This window comes from Streptomyces sp. NPDC026062, assembly GCF_055568375.1.
This window is the reverse complement of the sequence record NZ_JBVHOQ010000010.1, coordinates 17496-34428: the sequence shown is the minus strand read 5'-3', so window position 1 is coordinate 34428 and position 16933 is coordinate 17496. Positions and strand designations below refer to the sequence as shown.

Sequence of the window (16933 nt, the reverse complement as noted above, 5' to 3'; positions counted from 1 at the left end):
ATGAACGCGGGGGAGAACAAGGAAGCAGTGACCGGGGCGATGACGGCCGATCAGTGGTGGGAGCGGTTCTTCCGGCAGGGACCGTACGGACTGCTCGGCCTCGCCGCCGTGGTCTCGGCCCTGACCAGCGAGCTCATCATGTCCCGCGCGGATGTGTACGGTGCCGCGGCGCTGGTCCCGGCCGCGCTCGCCCTTCAGCTCCGGTGGAGCCGCAACCCGGCTCCGCAGGGGTCGCGGGCGGCCCAGCTCCACTTCGTCGTCCGCACTCTGCTGGCCTTCGGGCTGACCTGGTGCAACCCGTTCTTCTCGATCTACGCGGTGCTCGGCTACTTCGACGCCGGGCGGCTGCTTCCGAGGCGGCGGACCCGGGCCGGGCTGCTGGTCGTCGCCTCCATCATGGCGGGATCGCAGTCCGGCAGCGGCCTGCCGCCCACCTCCCTCATGAACTGGGCCGTCTTCGCCGTCGTGCTGGCCGTGCACGTGACCCTCGTCACGATCTTCGCCAGGATCGGCGACCAGGAGGCCGTGCAGGCGCGCGCCCAGACCGACACCATCGCCGCCCTGGAGTCGGCCAACGCCCGCCTCGAACAGGCTCTGGCGGAGAACGCGGGCCTGCACGCCCAACTCCTCGTGCAGGCCCGCGAGGCGGGGGTGGCCGACGAGCGGAGCCGGCTGGCCGCCGAGATCCACGACACCATCGCCCAGGGACTCGCCGGCATCATCGCCCAGCTCCAGGCCGTCACCTCCACGGCGGGGACCGACCCCGCGCTCGCCGGGGAACACCTCGCCCGCGCCGCCGCGCTCGCCCGCCACAGCCTCGGCGAGGCGCGGCGCTCGGTGCACAATCTGCTGCCGGCCGCGCTGGAGCACGACGATCTGCCCGGTGCCCTGGAGAAGACGGTCACCACCTGGTCGCAACAGACCGGTGTCCGCGCCGAGTTCACGGTCACCGGCACCGCCGAACCCCTGCACGACGAGGTGGGAGCCACCCTGCTGCGCATCGCCGAGGAAGCCCTCGCCAACGCCGCCCGCCACGCCGGGGCCACCCGGGCCGGCGTCACTCTGTCCTACATGGGCGACGAGATCTCGCTGGACGTCCGGGACGACGGCCGGGGCTTCGACCCGGCCGCGCTGCCGCCGTACCGGGGCGCCGGCGGATTCGGCCTCGGCGGCATGCGGGCGCGCGCCGAACGCATCGCCGGCACGGTCGAGGTGGAGACCGGGCCGGACCTCGGCACCGCCGTCTGCGCCCGGGTCCCGATGGTCCAGCAGGGCTGACAGCTCCTCACGGCGGTCCGGCCGGGCCGGCAGCCGGTGGTGCGCAGTACGGTGGACCGCTATGGCCCAGGAACCCGCACGCGTCATCACGCTGATCGTCGTCGACGACCACCCCGTCGTACGGGACGGACTGCGCGGCATGTTCGCCTCGGCGCCCGGGTTCCGGGTGCTCGGTGAGGCGGCCGACGGCGTCGAGGGCGTCGACATGGCAGTCCGGCTCGACCCCGATGTCGTCCTCATGGACCTGCGGATGCCGGGCGGCGGCGGAGTCGCGGCGATCACCGAACTGACCCGGCGCGGCGCCCGTTCCAAGGTCCTGGTCCTCACCACGTACGACACCGACTCCGACACCCTGCCCGCGATCGAGGCGGGCGCCACCGGCTATCTGCTCAAGGACGCACCGCGCGACGAACTCTTCACGGCGGTCCGCGCCGCCGCCGACGGCCGCACGGTCCTGTCACCGGCGGTCGCCTCCCGGCTGATCTCACGTGTGCGTACCCCGGCCGCGCCCGGCGTCGAGGCGCTGTCCGCGCGCGAGCGCGAGGTGCTCCGGCTGGTCGCCCGGGGTACGTCGAACCGCGAGATCGCCGCCGAACTGTTCATCAGCGAGGCGACCGTGAAGACCCATCTCACCCATGTCTTCGCCAAATTGGGCGCCAAGGACCGCGCCGAGGCCGTCGCGGTCGCCTACGAGCGCGGCATCCTCGGCTGACCGGCGGCCCCCTCACCCCGTCACCCGCAGCAGCAGGACCGACCGCGCCGGCACGGTCAGGCCCGCGCCGCCCCGGTGGACCGTGCCCGGTGCGGCCGACTGGTCCTCGCGGGAGGTGTCCAGGACCAGTTCGTACCCCTGGGCCCAGGGCGGCCCCGGCAGCAGGAACTCCACCGGCCGGTCCCCGGTGTGCAGGACCGCCAGGAAACTGTCGTCGGTCACCTGCTCACCCCGGGCGTCCCGGCCCGGGATGTCCCGGCCGGAGAGGTAGAGCCCGACCGTCGCGGCCGGTGCGTACCAGTCGTCCTCCGTCATCTCCGTGCCCTGCCGGGTGAACCACGCCAGGTCCCGAAGCCCGTCCGGGGCCTGCGCCCGGCCGGAGAAGAACGCCCTCCGGCGCAGCACCGGATGGGCGTGGCGCAGCGCCAGCACCCGGGCCGTCAGCTCGGTCAGCTCGCGCCACCGCGGCTGCTCCAGCAGCGACCAGTCCACCCAGCCGGTCTCGTTGTCCTGGCAGTAGGCGTTGTTGTTGCCGCCCTGGGTACGGCCCATCTCGTCGCCCGCGACCAGCATCGGCACCCCGGTCGACAGGAGCAGCGTGGCGAGGAGGTTGCGCAACTGGCGGCGGCGCAGCGCGTTGACACCGGCGTCGTCGGTCTCTCCCTCGGCGCCGCAGTTCCAGGCCCGGTTGTCCGAGGTGCCGTCCCGGTTGCCCTCGCCGTTGGCCTCGTTGTGCTTGTGCTCGTAGCTCACCAGGTCGCGCAGGGTGAAGCCGTCGTGCGCGGTGACGAAGTTGACGGAGGCGTACGGCCGGCGGCCGCCCCACGCGTACAGGTCGCTCGACCCGGCCAGCCGGTAGCCGAGATCGCGTACGTCGGGCAGGGCGCCGCGCCAGAAGTCCCGTACGGCGTCGCGGTACCGGTCGTTCCACTCGGTCCACAGCGGGGGGAAGGCCCCGACCTGGTAGCCGCCGTTGCCCACGTCCCAGGGTTCGGCGATCAGCTTCGCCCGGCGCAGCACCGGGTCCTGGGCGATCACCGCGAGGAAGGGGGACAGCATGTCGACGTCGTGCATCGAGCGGGCGAGCGCCGCCGCCAGATCGAAACGGAAGCCGTCGACGCCCATCTCGGTGACCCAGTACCGCAGGGAGTCGGTGATCAGCCGCAGCACGTGGGGCTGCACCACGTGCAGGGTGTTCCCGCATCCGGTGTAGTCGGCGTATCTGCGGGCGTCGGCCTGGAGCCGGTAGTAGCCGCGGTTGTCGATGCCGCGCAGCGACAGCGTCGGGCCCAGTTCGCCCGCTTCGGCGGTGTGGTTGTAGACGACGTCGAGGATCACCTCGATGCCCGCGTCGTGCAGGGCGCGGACCATCCGCTTGAACTCGCCGACCTGCTCTCCCGCCGTGCCGCTCGCGGAGTACCCGGCGTGCGGGGCGAAGTAGCCGATCGAGTTGTAGCCCCAGTAGTTGCGCAGCCCGCGCCGCAGCAGATGGTCCTCGTGGGCGAACTGGTGCACCGGCAGCAGCTCGACGGCCGTGACCCCGAGGCGCTTCAGATGGCCGACGGCCGCGGGGTGCGCGAGCCCGGCGTAGGTGCCCCGCAGCTCCTCCGGAATGCCGGGATGGCGGGCGGTGAAGCCGCGCACATGCAGCTCGTAGATGACGGAGTCGGCCCAGGGAGTCTTGGGGCGGCGGTCCTCGGCCCAGTCGTCGTCGTCGTGGACGACCACCCCCTTGGGAACGTACGGAGCGGAGTCGCGTTCGTCGCGCACGGTGTCGGCGACCTGCTGCTGGGGCCAGTCCCTCACATGGCCGTACACCTCGGCCGGAAGGGTGAAATCGCCGTCCACCGCCCGTGCGTACGGGTCGAGGAGCAGTTTCGCCGCGTTCCACCGGGCGCCCGTCCATGGGTCCCAGCGGCCGTGCACCCGGTAGCCGTAACGCTGCCCGGGCCGCACACCGGGCACGAAGCCGTGCCAGATCTCGTGGGTCAGCTCGGTGAGGGCCAGGCGGGTCTCGGTGCCGTCCGCGTCGAAGAGGCAGAGTTCGACGGCCTCCGCCCCGCCGGCCCAGAGGGCGAAATTGGTGCCCGCGACCCCGTCGGGGCCCGTCCGGAAGCGGGCTCCCAGGGGCATCGGGGTGCCCGGCCACACGGCGGGCGCCCGACCGTCGCCCGCGGTGGCACGCCCGGATCCGGCGGACGGCGCCCACTGCGCCGGAGGTCCCGGCGGCCCCGTGTCCGTCCCCGGCACTGCCTCCTGCTCGGCTGCGCTCGACACCTGCTCGCCTCCCGCGGCTCGTGGGACCGGCACCGGAAGGGGGCATGCGGCGTCCCGGCCGAGGCTCCCCGAGTGTGGTCGTCCCCTCTGTTCTTCCCACGACGGGGCCCGGACTCACGTTTCCCCGGGGCCGCCCCCGTCGTTGGGGGGACGTGAACCACGTAGCGAAGAAGGCAGGGGCGGGCCCGGCGGCAGTGACGGTCCGGTCGGGACTGCTCGCCGTACTGGCCGTACTGGCAGTTCTGACCGGCTGCTCGGTCACGGACTCGGTCACCGGCGGGAAACCCGGCTCGCCGCAGGAGGCCATCCGGATCACCCCCCAGGACCGGGCCGAAGGCGTCGCGCCGGACACCAGGGTCGAAGTGAAGGTCCCCGACGGGCGGCTGGAGAGCGTCGAGGTGACCCGGATCGAGGACGCGCAGGAGCAGAAGGTGCGGGGCCTGATCGCCGAGGACGGACGCTCCTGGGCCCCGCAGGGGGTGGCCGGCCGGCTCGCGCTCGCCGCCAAGTACAGCGTCGACGCGGTGGCGGTGGACGGGGCGGGGCACCGCTCGGCCCGGCACACCACCTTCACCACCACGGTCCCCGAACACCGCTTCATCGGGTACTTCAAGCCGGAGAACCGGTCGACGGTGGGCACCGGCATGATCGTCTCGTTCGCGTTCAACCGTCCTGTCACCCGCCGCGAGGCCGTGCAGCGGGCCATCAGGGTGACCTCGGATCCGGCGGTCGAGGTGGTGGGGCACTGGTTCGGCGACAAACGCCTGGACTTCCGCCCCGCCGCTTACTGGCGGCCGGGCACCGAGGTGACCGTCGAGGTGGGGCTGCGCGATGTGGAGGGGGCGCCGGGGGTGTACGGCAGCCAGCGCAAGACCGTCAGGTTCACGGTCGGCCGGGAGCAGGTGTCCCGGGTGGACTCGGCCGCGCACACGATGGAGGTGCGCCGGGACGGGCAGCTGGTCTCCACCGTCCCGATCACCGCAGGCTCGCCGACGACCACCACGTACAACGGCAGGATGGTGGTCAGCGAGATGCACGAGGTGACGCGGATGGACGGGCGGACCGTCGGTTTCGGCGGCGAGTACGACATCAAGGACGTCCCGCACGCCATCAGGCTCACCGAGTCCGGCACCTTCCTGCACGGCAACTACTGGTCCGACGAGGACATCTTCGGCTCGGACAACGTCAGCCACGGATGCATCGGACTGCGTGACGTACAGGGCGGCAGCAGCGCCACCCCGGCCGGCTGGTTCTTCGACCGGACGCTGATCGGCGACGTCGTCGAGGTCGTCAACTCCAAGGACAAGAAGGTCGCTCCGGACAACGGCCTGGGCGGCTGGAACATGGACTGGAAGCGGTGGAAGGCGGGTTCCGCGCTCCAGTGACACCCGGGGGTGTCTTCCCCCGTCCCTCATCGACGGCGCGGCCCCGGGGCCGCGCCGTCCGGCGTACCGGTGCCCCGGCGGGCGTACCGCTCGTGACCAGGCGAACTCCTGGGACGAGTTGGGACTGAACGGTGACAATTGCGAGGCGGTCTCCGTACCGCCGGTGTGATTATCTTTCGCTGAGCGCGCATGTGCAGCGTGCGGGGGTGGGGGCCTGCGGGCTCCCGGGGCCTTGGCGGGGCCAGGCCGTGTGAGGGGAGACGACCACATTGAACGGGCAGCCGATATCGGGGACATCGGCCGGGGCGAGAAGCGGGCGGCGGGGGCGTGGCTCCACCGGTCTGCCGGCTCTGGCGCTGGGTGCGTTGCTGTTGCTGGTGACGGCGTGCGGCGGAGGGGACACCGACGGCGGAGGCAAGGGCGGCAAGGCGGACGGGGCGGGAACGGGGGACACCACCGCGTCGCAGGCCGTCGTGAACGTCGTGCCGAAGGACGGGGCCGATTCCGTCGCGACGAGCGGGGCGCTGAAGATCTCGGCCGAGCAGGGGAAGCTGACCACGGTCAAGGTCTCCGACCCCAAGGGGGCGGACGTCGCGGGGAAGATCGCGGCCGACGGCACCAGCTGGGCGCCGGACCGGCATCTGGCCTCGGCGACCAAGTACAAGGTCCACGCGGTCGCCAAGGACGCGAAGGGCCGTGAGTCGGCGAAGGACACCACCTTCACCACGCTGGTCCCGCAGAACACTTTCATCGGGCAGTACACCCCGGAGGACGGTTCCACGGTCGGTGTCGGTATGCCGGTCTCGATCCACTTCACCCGGGGCATCACCGACCCGGAGGCCGTCGAGAAGGCCATCGAGGTGACGGCCGAGCCCGCCGTCGAGATCGAGGGCCACTGGTTCGGCAACGACCGCCTGGACTTCCGCCCCCAGGACTACTGGGCGGCCGGCACCAAGGTGACCGTGAAGCTCGACCTCGATGGTGTCGAGGGACGCCCCGGGGTCTACGGCAAGCAGGCCAAGTCGGTGTCGTTCACCGTCGGACGCCGGCAGGTCAGCACCGTCGACGCGGACTCGCACCGGATGAAGGTCGTCCGCGACGGCAAGCAGATCAAGGACATCCCCATCTCTGCGGGCGCCCCGGCCACCACCACGTACAACGGCCAGATGGTCATCAGCGAGAAGCTCCGGGTGACCCGGATGAACGGCGACACCGTCGGCTTCGGCGGTGAGTACGACATCAAGGACGTGCCGCACGCGATGCGCCTGTCCACGTCGGGCACCTTCATCCACGGCAACTACTGGGGCGGCTCCGGCATCTTCGGCACCACCAACACCAGCCACGGCTGCGTCGGTCTGCGCGATGCCCGGGGCGCCGGTGACCCGAGCACCCCGGCGGCCTGGTTCTTCAACAATTCGCTGATCGGTGACGTCGTGGTCGTCAAGAACTCCCACGACGACACGATCCAGCCGGACAACGGCCTCAACGGCTGGAACATGAGCTGGCCGGAGTGGACCAAGTAGGTCCCCCGGTACGGAACACGGAGCGGGCCCGGTGCTGTGACCAACAGCACCGGGCCCGTCGTGGTTAGCGGCAGTTAACCTGCCTCCCATGACCGTAACCCTCGAAGTAAGCGGCGGCGTCGGCACGATCCGGCTGGACCGTCCGCCGATGAACGCCCTGGACATCGCCACCCAGGACCGGCTGCGTGAGCTCGCCGAGGAAGCCTCCCGGCGTGACGACGTGCGTGCCGTGGTGCTCTACGGCGGTGAGAAGGTGTTCGCGGCCGGCGCGGACATCAAGGAGATGCAGGCGATGGACCACCCGGCGATGGTCGTACGGTCCAAGGCGCTGCAGGACTCCTTCACCGCGGTGGCCCGGATCCCCAAGCCCGTCGTCGCCGCCGTCACCGGATACGCGCTCGGCGGCGGCTGCGAGCTGGCCCTCTGTGCGGACTTCAGGATCGCCGGTGACAACGCCAGGCTGGGGCAGCCCGAGATCATGCTGGGGCTCATCCCCGGCGCGGGCGGCACACAGCGACTCGCCCGTCTGGTGGGTCCCGCCAAGGCGAAGGACCTGATCTTCACCGGTCGCCATGTGAAGGCCGAGGAGGCTCTGACCATGGGGCTGGTCGACCGCGTGGTGCCCGCTGCCGAGGTGTACGAGCAGGCGCACGCCTGGGCCGCCAAGCTGGCGAAGGGGCCGGCGCTCGCGCTGCGCGCCGCCAAGGAGGCGGTGGACGCCGGACTGGAGACGGACATGGACACCGGTCTCACGATCGAGCGGACCTGGTTCGCCGGCCTCTTCGCCACCGAGGACCGGGAGCGCGGAATGCGCAGCTTTGTGGAGGAGGGGCCGGGCAAGGCCAAATTCCTCTGACCGAACGCCAGTTGGGAACGACTGGGCGCCCGTTCATCCGTGTGGGCGGATTAGCTGGGCCTTGAGGCAACCTTGGGGCCCAGCTCCCCGTCGGTCCTGGCAAACCCGTTCGGGTGCGGTATCCGCGCAGGTCGGCCCCGGTATCCGGCAGGGTTTTCTGCCACTGGCATATGCCTGGAGCCTGGTACGGAACGCCTGATTCCGGGCCGGGGATTCCCGGGGAACGGCCACGGAACGTCTCCGGTGCGGCCATGATGGTGTCCATGGCGGGCCTGGAGGGTGTGGAGCAGCCGCGACAGCGCAGCAGCGCGACTGCGGCACGGAGGATTCCGGCCGTCGATGACGAACACGCGTTCAAGGCGCTGGAGTTGTTCGGAAATCCGGCGGATGACGAAGTCCGGCTGCCCTCCCGGCCGGAGTCCGCCGCGACCGCCCGCAGGCTCACCTCCTGTGTGGTGCTGGGTCAGTGGGCGCTCTCCCCGCAGACTGCCGAGCATGCCGTCCTGCTCGTGTCCGAACTCGTCGGAAACGCCGTGCGGCACACCGGGGCCAGGGTGTTCGGGCTGCGGATGATGCGCCGCCGCGGCTGGATCAGGATCGAGGTGCGCGACCCCTCGCGCGGGCTGCCGTGCCTGATGCCGGTCCAGGAGATGGACATCAGTGGGCGCGGGCTCTTCCTGGTCGACAAGCTCTCCGACCGGTGGGGTGTGGATCTGCTCCCGCGCGGCAAGACCACCTGGTTCGAGATGCGGATCTCCGACCGCTGACCGGGCGCCGCCCGCGCATGCACGGAAGCCCCCGGATCGGCCGTGGTGCGGCGCTTCGGGGGCTTCCGTGTGGAGGCCGTGAAATGGGGGGTGTTCTCACGGCCGCTTATGACGACCTGGCCCGGGTCTGAGGAGGTCGTGTCCCCGACTATGGCAGACGGATGACTTCATCGCCAAAGCGGCAATATGCACTTAGCAAGTCAAAGTGGGACATTTCTTCAATGAATCACAGGTGTGCTAGGTCACCAACCTGGAAAATAGTGAATATATATGGGATTCCCTGGGTAATTCATTGATCGTCCGAGTGGTGGACACGTGCATCCGTGTGACCTTCGCCTGCCGTTGTGGGTCAATTATTATTTTCGGGACATAGCGCCCTTACTGTTCTGCGCATGAACGCCCCCGACCGGCCGGTGCACCGCCGCAGCGCCCTGCGCGCAGGAGCCGGGGCCGCCCTCGCGGCCGCCCTCGCCACCGGCTGCGCGGACCCTGACGCCGACGGCACACCGGCGGAGCCCCTCACCCACCCGGCACCGAAGGGGCAGACCGCCACCACCGGTGCGCACGCGCCTGCCACCACCGGTGCGCACGCGCCCGCCCCCGCCCCGCACCGCGTCGCCGGACAGCCCGTGCAGATCGACCACGGCCCCCGCGACCGGGCGCGCGTCGCCCTCACCTTCCACGGCCAGGGCGATCCCTCCCTCGCCCGGACCGTTCTGGAAGAGGCCGAACGCGCCGGCGCCAGGGTCACCGTCCTCGCCGTGGGCAGCTGGCTGGACGAGCACCCCGCGATGGCCCGCCGGATCCTCGACGGCGGCCACGACCTCGGCAACCACACCCAGCACCACACCGACATCTCCTCGATGGACGAGACGCGGGCGTACGCCGAGATCACCGGCTGTGCCCAGCGGCTGCACCGCCTCACCGGATCCATCGGCACCTGGTTCCGTCCCTCGCGCACCCGCTACGCCACCCCGCTCGTCCAGCGGCTCGCCGTCCGGGCCGGGTACCCGCACGTCCTGTCGTACGACGTGGACTCACTCGACTTCACCTCGCCCGGTGCCCCGGCCGTGACACGCAAGGTGGCCGGGGAGATCCGCAACGGATCGGTGGTGAGCATGCACTTCGGCTACGCGGACACGGTTGCCGCACTGCCTCTCCTGCTCACCGAACTCCACCGCCGCCGACTGCGCGCGGTGACGACCACGGAGCTGCTGACCTGATGTCTCCCTCCACCACGCGTACCGCGGCCCTGCTCGGGGGCGTCCTGCTCGCCGTCCTCACGGGCTGCGGCGCCGACCCCGCGGACAAGAGCGTGTCCGACGCCCCCACCGAGGCCGCCGCCCCGCCGGCCCGGCCCGACCACGTCACCCCGCCCGCGCCGCCGGGACTGCCCGGGATGCCGCCCGTGCTCGACGCCGGGAACGTGTACGCGGCCGACGGCCCGGGAAAGCTGTCGGCCGCCGTCAAGGGCTTCCCGTCCCGGGTCTACGTGCCCAACACCAACTCCGACACCGTGTCGGTCATCGACCCCGCCACGTACAAGGTCATCGAGACGATCCCGGTCGGCCGCCAGCCGCAGCACGTCGTCCCGTCCTGGGACCTGAAGACGCTCTGGGTCAACAACGACGTCGGTGACAGCCTCACCGCCATCGACCCCGCGACCGGAAGGGCGGGGAAGACGGTGGACGTCTCCGACCCGTACAACCTCTACTTCACGCCGGACGGCAAGTACGCCGTCGTGATGGCCTCGATGGACCGTGAACTGGTCTTCCGCGACGCACACACCATGAAGACCGCCAAGACCGTCCCGGTGGACTGCGCGGGCGTCAACCACGCCGACTTCTCCCCGGACGGCCGGTACTTCATCGTCTCCTGCGAGTTCTCCGGCGAACTGCTCAAGGTCGACACGGCGAGGATGAAGGTCGTGGGGCAGCGGAAGCTGCCGTTCAAGGGCGCCATGCCGCAGGACGTGAAGCTGTCACCCGACGGCGGCACCTTCTACATCGCGGACATGATGGCCAACGGCATGTGGGTGCTGGACGGCGAGAAGTTCACCGAGCCGAAGCTGCTGCCCACCGGCAAGGGCTGTCACGGGCTCTACGTCAGCCGCGACGCCAAGGAGATGTACATCTCCAACCGGGGCGAGGGATCGGTCTCCGTGTTCGACTTCGCGGACAAGAAGCTGGCGAAGAAGTGGCACCTGCCGAACGGCGGCAGCCCGGACATGGGCGGGGTCTCGGCGGACGGCAAGGTCCTCTGGCTGTCCGGGCGTTACCACGCCGAGGTGTACGCGATCGACACCACCAGCGGCAAGCAGCTGGCCCGCATCCCGGTGGGCAGCGGCCCGCACGGCCTCGCCGTCTACCCGCAGCCGGGCCGCTACTCGCTCGGCCACACCGGAGTCTTCCGCTGAGCCCGGCCCCCGGCCGGCGGCTCAGCCCGCGACCAGCAACGCCTCGGAGCCCACCGGCCTGTAGCCCGCCGCCTGGAACGTCCGCACACTGCGGGCGTTCCCGGGCGACTGCTGCGCCCACACCACCGCGCCGGGCACCAGATGGCGGGCCGCCCGCGCCAGCCGCTCGCCCAGCCGCCGCCCGCGCGCCTGCCCGGCCACCTCGACCGAGGCCTCCCAGCGCCCCGCGACCCCGCGGCCGAGGATCAGCACGCCGCCCTCGGCGCCCCAGACCCTTACCTCGTCACGGAACTTCACCGCCCGCACCACCCGGGGATGCTCGGGATCGCGGATCTCGCGCAGCTCCACCTCGGGGTCCCCGGGCAGCGCGGGGGCGACGGTGAGCAGGTCGACCGTGTTCATGTGCCGGCCGGTCCGGGCCATCAGGGCGCCCAGGAAGTGCGGGTTCATCGTCGCGGCGAGCGCGTCACCGGGGGTGGCGGCGAGCGTGTCGCGCACCCACCGGGGATCCTCGTCGAGGAAGACCACCGAGTGCGCCGTGAGGGCCAGCACCCCCGCGTCCCGGCTGTTGGGCTGCGGCACGACGGTGGTGGTGCCGTCCGGCGAGGGGAACCGGCCGTGTGCCGATGCGTCCAGGATCTCTGCCAGGGTCGTTCTGTTCATCGCGCCGTGTTCTCCCCGCTCCGGCCACCGCCGGCCGGGCGGCGGACGGGCCCACCCATGATCGTCGACCGGCCGCCGCCGAGGCCATCCGTCACGCCCGTTAATCTGACTTCCGTCAGACAGTCATACGAAGGGGCGGAAAAGTGGCGGACATCGAGTCGGCGCGCAAGGCATTCGAGCGGTTCGACCTGAACGGCGACGGGCTGATCTCGGCTGTCGAGTACAAGAGCGTCATGGCTCAGCTGGGTGACCCCTACGTCACCGAGACGGTCGCGCAGGCCGTGATCAACTCCCACGACGCGAACGGGGACGGGCTCCTCACGTTCGACGAGTTCTGGGCCGCGCAGAACAAGGGCTGATGTCCGGAGGTCCCCCGGCCGGCGGGCCGGGGGCCGCGGGGCGCCGCCCGAGGGCTGGCTCCCCGCCCGGCTCAGGGGCCGGCAGGGGTCACGGGTTCCGGTGCGCGGAAGGCCTCGTCGGGGGTGGCCACCGGACAGAACAGATCGTGCAGCCGGCCGGCCCGCAGCAGGCGCAGGATCCGCGGGCAGCCGCAGACGAGCCAGAACCGCCCGTCGCGGTCCAGCACCCGCCGGCGGGCCCGGCACAGGAGCGTCAGCCCGGAGCAGTCGAGGAAACTCACCTCCGTCAGGTCGACCACCACCTGAGGTGAGCCGTCCGACGTCGCCCCGTCCAGGGCCGGTGCGATGAGCGCGGCGGAGGCGAGGTCGATCTCGTCGCGCAGCGCCACCACCGTGCGGCCGTCCCTGCGGTACACCCGGCCGCACGGCTCGGGCAGCGGGGCCGTCACGGGGGACACCGTGGGGGCGGAGGTCTCGGTCATGGGCTGTGCCTCTCCTCGCGGCGCCGGGCCCCGCAGGACGTGCCTGGAGGCCGCACGACAGCCGGTGGGGGACGGTCGGTGAGGTGACAGTCGGTGAACCTAACCCGAGAGTCCACCGGGTGGCGGCGCAGAAACGTTCGCGCTTTCCCCAATGCCCTCTTCCGGGTGAACGTCGGCTGTTCGTATGGACAGGCGCGGCCGGACTGGTCGTCCGGTCGGGTCGTTCCGGCCGACCGGACCGGTCGGGTCGGCCAGGTCGGCCGGGCCAGGCCGGTCGGGACGGTCCGGACGGCCGGGCTGCTCCGGTCGCAGCGGCCGCTTCATGGCGGACGGTTCAGCGCGGCAGCGAGCCGAGCCAGTCCGTCAGGATCCGGTTGACCTCGTCCGGCCGCTCCTGCTGGATCCAGTGGCCGCAGCCGTCCAGGATGTGCGAGGCGACCAGGCCCGGCAGCGTCGTCGGGTACGCGGCGATGGCGTCGGCCAGCCAGGTGGTGGAGGCGTCCAGGGAGCCGCCGACGAAGAGCGAAGGCTGTGTGACGGGCGCGCCGTCGAAATCGGCGAGATCCTCCCAGTCACGGTCCATGTTCCGGTAGCGGTTGAGCGCGCCGCTCAGGCCCGTACGCTCGAACTCGCCTGCGTAGAAGTCGAGTTCGGCCTCTCCGAGCCAGCCGGGGCGGCCGGCGGGAAACCGCTCGCGGAGCGTTCCGCCCCGGGCGGCGAAGTGCGGGTCGGGGGCGCCGGGTGCGGGCATGGTGTCGGCGGAGAGCGCGGCGTAGAAGCCGGCGAGCCAGCCCCGGACGTCCGGCTCGATCTCCGCCTCCGCCCGGCCGGGCTCCTGGAAGCGCGAGACGTAGAACTCCTCTTCCCCGCCCATCTCCGCGAAGACCTCACTGGGCCGCGGGCCGCCGCGCGGGGTGTACGGCACGCTGAGCAGTCCGGCCGCCCGGAAGACGTCCGGCCTGACGAGGGCGGAGTTCGCCGCCACCGTCGCACCCCAGTCGTGGCCGACCACCACCGCGCTCCGCTCGCCGAGCGCGTGCACCACCGCGACGTTGTCCTCGACCAGTTCGAGCATCCGGTACGCGGCGACGTCCCCGGGCCGGGAGGAACGGCCGTAGCCGCGCACGTCCACGGCGGCCGCCCGGTATCCGGCGGCTGCCAGCGCCGGCAGCTGACGGCGCCAGGAGTACCAGGATTCGGGGAACCCGTGCACCAGCAGCACCAAGGGGCCCGTGCCCTGTTCCGCCAGATGGATCCGGCCGGCCGGGGAGGGCACCAGGCGGTGCGTGAGGTCGGTGGTCGGGCCTGGTCGCTGCGGCATGCTTCCTCCGTGGCTGTCGGCCGGTGCCGGTCCGTTGCGGATGTCCGGCGTGGGTCACGATCATGATGGGCCCGCGGAGCCGGCCGCGAGTTCTGTTGCCGCATCGGCAAACGGGCGACCCACGCATCCGGCACGGACGCGCGGTGCGCCCTTGCTCGCCGGCCGGTTGCAGTCGAAGCCTCCAGGGAGCGGGGACGGCCGGAACAGGCTGAGGGGCCGCGCCCGCCCGCCAGGGACCGGTAGTGCCCTGGATGGCGACGGAGGTGGTCGCCTGCGTCCGCGATACGTGGAGCTCACGAAGGGCCCAGGGGACCACGGACGGTCCGGTCCGATAGGAACAGCCGGCCCGCACCGCTCCGGGCACATCACTGCTCCGACCGGCTTGCGAGCGAGCTGTTGGATGGCCAACCTCCCTCTCCAGTAATCTACTTGGCATTCTGCGGCCTCGCCCCGACTCGTTCACGGTCCTCGGCCGGCACGTGGAGACATGGGGGGCGGACACCGGTGCCGCGCCCGGCCCCGGGGCCTGCGGGCCGACGAGCTCACCTCGCGCGAGGAGGCGCCACGCGTGGCGGTCTGCCCGGTGGACTGCATCCGCCCGCTGCCCGGGTCTCCGGAGTTCCTCAGCGCGAAGCGGCTCCGCATCAACCCCGGGGAACGCGTCGACTGCCAGTCCTGCGCCGTGGCCTGTCCGGCCGATGCCTGCTACCCCGAGGACGAACTCCCCGAGGAATCCCGCACGTTCCTTGAGCTGAATTCAGCCTATTTCACTCAGGCCGGCCCTTCCGGCCTCCCGAGGAGTCAGCCAGGACCGTCAGCCCTTCCTGGGTCACCGAAGAGGTCGACACGGACCGGCCGAGTAGCGCGCGTCTCCACGACTGCCCGCTGGGCGGCACCCACTACCCGGAGTCCGACCGCAAGGTCGCGCGGGCGGCCATGCGCGCGGCACCCGGCCCGCTCACGCCGGTCCGGGAGAACTGCGGCTTCCTGCGCCGCGCCGTGCGGCACGCGGCCGGCGCGGGGATCGGCCAGTTCCTCGACCTGGGCTCCGGCATCCCCACCCGGGGCAGCGTCCACCAGACGGTTCAGGCCATCGACCCCGAGGCCAGGGGCGTGTACGCGGACATCGACCCGGTCGCGGTGGGCCACGGCCGCGAGATCCTTGCCGCCGACCCGGACGCGACCAGCGTGCGGGGCAGCCCCCTCGAACCCCGGAGCGGTCTTCGGCTCGCCCGAGGTCAACGCCTCATCAACTTCGACCTCCCCGACACGGAGACCGCCCCGGCGCACCACAACTGCTTCGTCGGCGAGGGCCGGAAGCCGGAGCGGACCGTGAACCGTGACGACGAGCGGCTTCTGCACACCCTCGACAGCGCGGTCGTCAAGGAACTGGAACAGCCACCACAGCACCGCGCGGGAAGGCCGCCCGGCAGCCGGCTGTCGAGGGCGTCCACAACGTGCGGATCCACCACGACGACGTGCTGCTGCCGGTCCTGCGGAAGCTGAACGTCTTCCAACTCACCCGCCTCGGACCGGAAGGCGCCGGGGCACAGGACGGACTGGGCCGTCTTCTGTCCGAAATGGCGGGCAGGGCAGCGCGGTTCGATGAGGACAGTGCAACGATGCGGGCGAAGAAGAGGTCTCTCGCGGATTCGAAGGAGCGGCAACAGTGAAAGGGTCACGCGTGGTCAGCATGGGCCACTACCAACCCCCGAACGTCGTGACGAACGACGATCTGGCGCAGCGGATCGAGACCAGCGACGAATGGATCCGCAGCCGGGTGGGCATCGAGACGCGCCACCTGGCCGGACCCGACGAGACCGTTGACTTCATGGCCGCCCAGGCGGGCAAGCACGCGCTGAACCGGGGCGGCATCTCGCCCGACGGCATCGACCTGGTCCTCGTGGCGACCTGCACGGCGATCGACCGCTCGCCCAACATCGCGGCCCGCGTCGCCGCCCAGCTCGGCATCCTCGGCGCGGCCACCCTGGACATCAGCGTCGCCTGCTCCGGCTTCTCCCACGCGCTGGCCGCCGCCGACCACGCCATCCGGGCGGGCTCGGCGGCCCGGGCCCTGGTGATCGGTTCCGAGAAGCTGAGCGCCTTCACCGACTGGGAGGACCGCACCACCTGTGTGCTCGTCGGTGACGGGGCGGGCGCGGCCGTGGTCGAGGCGAGCTCCGAGGCGGAGATCAGCCCCGTCGTCTGGGGAGCCGTGCCTGAACTGAGCAACGTGGTGCGCATCGAGGGGGCGAACGGCACCTTGCAGCAGGAGGGCCAGTCGGTCTACCGCTGGGCCACCACCCAGCTTCCGGCCATCGCCCGCAGCGTCTGTGAGAAGGCCGGGGTGGCGCCGGAGGATCTGGGCGCGGTGGTTCTGCACCAGGCGAACCTGCGGATCATCGAATCGTTCGTGAAGCGGCTCGGAGCCGGCAACGCGTTCATCGCCCGCGATGTCGTCGAGTCCGGCAACACCTCGGCGGCCAGCATCCCGCTGGCCCTGTCCAAGGCACTGGAGCGGGGCGACATCCCCTCCGGCGCACCGGCCCTGCTGTTCGGCTTCGGCGGTGGTCTGTCCTACGCGGGCCAGGTCATCCGCTGCCCCTGAGGGACGAGGCGGACGTGACGCGGGACCAGGCCGTCACCGTACGCGGCTCGTGGTGGGCGGTGCTCCGCAGGCCGGAGCCCGCCCCGGGGCGCTGCGCAGAGGCTCGTGGTGCTGCCGATGTCCCGGTGAGCGGCGTGGACGAGTGCGTCGTGCGAGCTGTTCCCGCTGGAGGGGCCGCACTTCGCGCTCCTGGCGCCGGAGAACCGGCCGGTCGTGCCGCCCGGGTAACTCGCCCGCGCGATCTGCGCAGTCAGAGACGGGACCTGCTTACCGGAACGTGGACGTA

14 protein-coding genes and 1 pseudogene are annotated in these 16933 nt (G+C 71.5%); 11 read left to right on the top strand and 4 right to left on the bottom strand.

Annotated features, from left to right (window positions below; genetic code table 11):
• Together ACZ4LX_RS11395 and ACZ4LX_RS11390 are read left to right on the top strand one after the other, a co-directional pair.
• The gene (locus ACZ4LX_RS11395) at window positions 1-1278 is read left to right on the top strand and encodes a sensor histidine kinase (protein ID WP_467642938.1); all 1278 of its coding nucleotides are present in this window, start codon (window positions 1-3) and stop codon (window positions 1276-1278) included.
• 61 nt (window positions 1279-1339) lie between these two features.
• Window positions 1340-1990, top strand: coding sequence for a response regulator (locus ACZ4LX_RS11390; protein WP_467642941.1), 651 nt, complete (start codon window positions 1340-1342; stop codon window positions 1988-1990).
• Between the two features lie 12 nt (window positions 1991-2002).
• Here ACZ4LX_RS11390 and glgX read toward each other — a convergent pair whose 3' ends face one another.
• On the bottom strand, window positions 2003-4267 hold the full coding sequence (gene glgX, locus ACZ4LX_RS11385; protein WP_467642944.1) for a glycogen debranching protein GlgX: 2265 nt from the start codon (window positions 4265-4267) through the stop codon (window positions 2003-2005).
• Window positions 4268-4419: 152 nt separating this feature from the next.
• Here glgX and ACZ4LX_RS11380 point away from each other — a divergent pair, with 152 nt between their 5' ends.
• The 6 genes from ACZ4LX_RS11380 to ACZ4LX_RS11355 all read left to right on the top strand — a co-directional run bounded on the left by ACZ4LX_RS11380 (window position 4420) and on the right by ACZ4LX_RS11355 (window position 11214).
• Window positions 4420-5652, top strand: coding sequence for a L,D-transpeptidase (locus ACZ4LX_RS11380; RefSeq protein ID WP_467642947.1), 1233 nt, complete (start codon window positions 4420-4422; stop codon window positions 5650-5652).
• A gap of 269 nt (window positions 5653-5921) precedes the next feature.
• Window positions 5922-7175 carry a L,D-transpeptidase gene (locus ACZ4LX_RS11375; RefSeq protein ID WP_467642949.1) on the top strand — a complete coding sequence of 418 codons (1254 nt, stop codon included), beginning with the start codon at window positions 5922-5924 and terminating at the stop codon, window positions 7173-7175.
• A gap of 88 nt (window positions 7176-7263) precedes the next feature.
• Entirely contained in the window at window positions 7264-8031 is a 768-nt protein-coding gene (locus ACZ4LX_RS11370; RefSeq protein ID WP_467642952.1) for an enoyl-CoA hydratase/isomerase family protein, read from the top strand.
• Window positions 8032-8282: 251 nt separating this feature from the next.
• Complete coding sequence (locus ACZ4LX_RS11365) at window positions 8283-8798, top strand: ATP-binding protein (RefSeq protein WP_467642955.1); 516 nt, start codon at window positions 8283-8285, stop codon at window positions 8796-8798.
• Between the two features lie 392 nt (window positions 8799-9190).
• The gene (locus tag ACZ4LX_RS11360; protein ID WP_467642958.1) at window positions 9191-10021 is read left to right on the top strand and encodes a polysaccharide deacetylase family protein; all 831 of its coding nucleotides are present in this window, start codon (window positions 9191-9193) and stop codon (window positions 10019-10021) included.
• The gene (locus ACZ4LX_RS11355; RefSeq protein ID WP_467642961.1) at window positions 10021-11214 is read left to right on the top strand and encodes a YVTN family beta-propeller repeat protein; all 1194 of its coding nucleotides are present in this window, start codon (window positions 10021-10023) and stop codon (window positions 11212-11214) included. The genes ACZ4LX_RS11360 and ACZ4LX_RS11355 overlap by 1 nt, the downstream gene beginning before the upstream one ends.
• Window positions 11215-11235: 21 nt before the next feature.
• Here ACZ4LX_RS11355 and ACZ4LX_RS11350 read toward each other — a convergent pair whose 3' ends face one another.
• A complete protein-coding gene (locus ACZ4LX_RS11350) occupies window positions 11236-11877 on the bottom strand; it encodes a GNAT family N-acetyltransferase (RefSeq protein WP_467642964.1) in 642 nt (213 codons plus the stop codon).
• Window positions 11878-12020: 143 nt separating this feature from the next.
• Between ACZ4LX_RS11350 and ACZ4LX_RS11345 the strand changes: the two genes are divergently transcribed.
• Window positions 12021-12236 carry an EF-hand domain-containing protein gene (locus ACZ4LX_RS11345; protein WP_467642967.1) on the top strand — a complete coding sequence of 72 codons (216 nt, stop codon included), beginning with the start codon at window positions 12021-12023 and terminating at the stop codon, window positions 12234-12236.
• A 71-nt stretch (window positions 12237-12307) separates the two neighbouring features.
• Here the strand turns inward: ACZ4LX_RS11345 and ACZ4LX_RS11340 are convergent, their stop codons facing one another.
• Together ACZ4LX_RS11340 and ACZ4LX_RS11335 are read right to left on the bottom strand one after the other, a co-directional pair.
• Window positions 12308-12718: an STAS domain-containing protein gene (locus ACZ4LX_RS11340; protein ID WP_467642970.1), complete on the bottom strand. Its 411-nt coding sequence runs from the start codon at window positions 12716-12718 to the stop codon at window positions 12308-12310.
• Window positions 12719-13052: 334 nt separating this feature from the next.
• Entirely contained in the window at window positions 13053-14039 is a 987-nt protein-coding gene (locus ACZ4LX_RS11335) for an alpha/beta fold hydrolase (RefSeq protein ID WP_467642972.1), read from the bottom strand.
• A gap of 837 nt (window positions 14040-14876) precedes the next feature.
• On the opposite strand from ACZ4LX_RS11335, the pseudogene ACZ4LX_RS11330 reads away from it, so the two are divergent.
• Together ACZ4LX_RS11330 and ACZ4LX_RS11325 are read left to right on the top strand one after the other, a co-directional pair.
• Window positions 14877-15545 (top strand): annotated as a pseudogene (locus ACZ4LX_RS11330) (SAM-dependent methyltransferase); the annotation flags it as partial.
• Window positions 15546-15708: 163 nt separating this feature from the next.
• Window positions 15709-16647 (top strand): beta-ketoacyl-ACP synthase III, encoded by a 939-nt coding sequence (locus ACZ4LX_RS11325; RefSeq protein ID WP_467642975.1) that lies wholly within the window; start codon window positions 15709-15711, stop codon window positions 16645-16647.
• The last annotated feature ends 286 nt before the right edge of the window (window positions 16648-16933 follow it).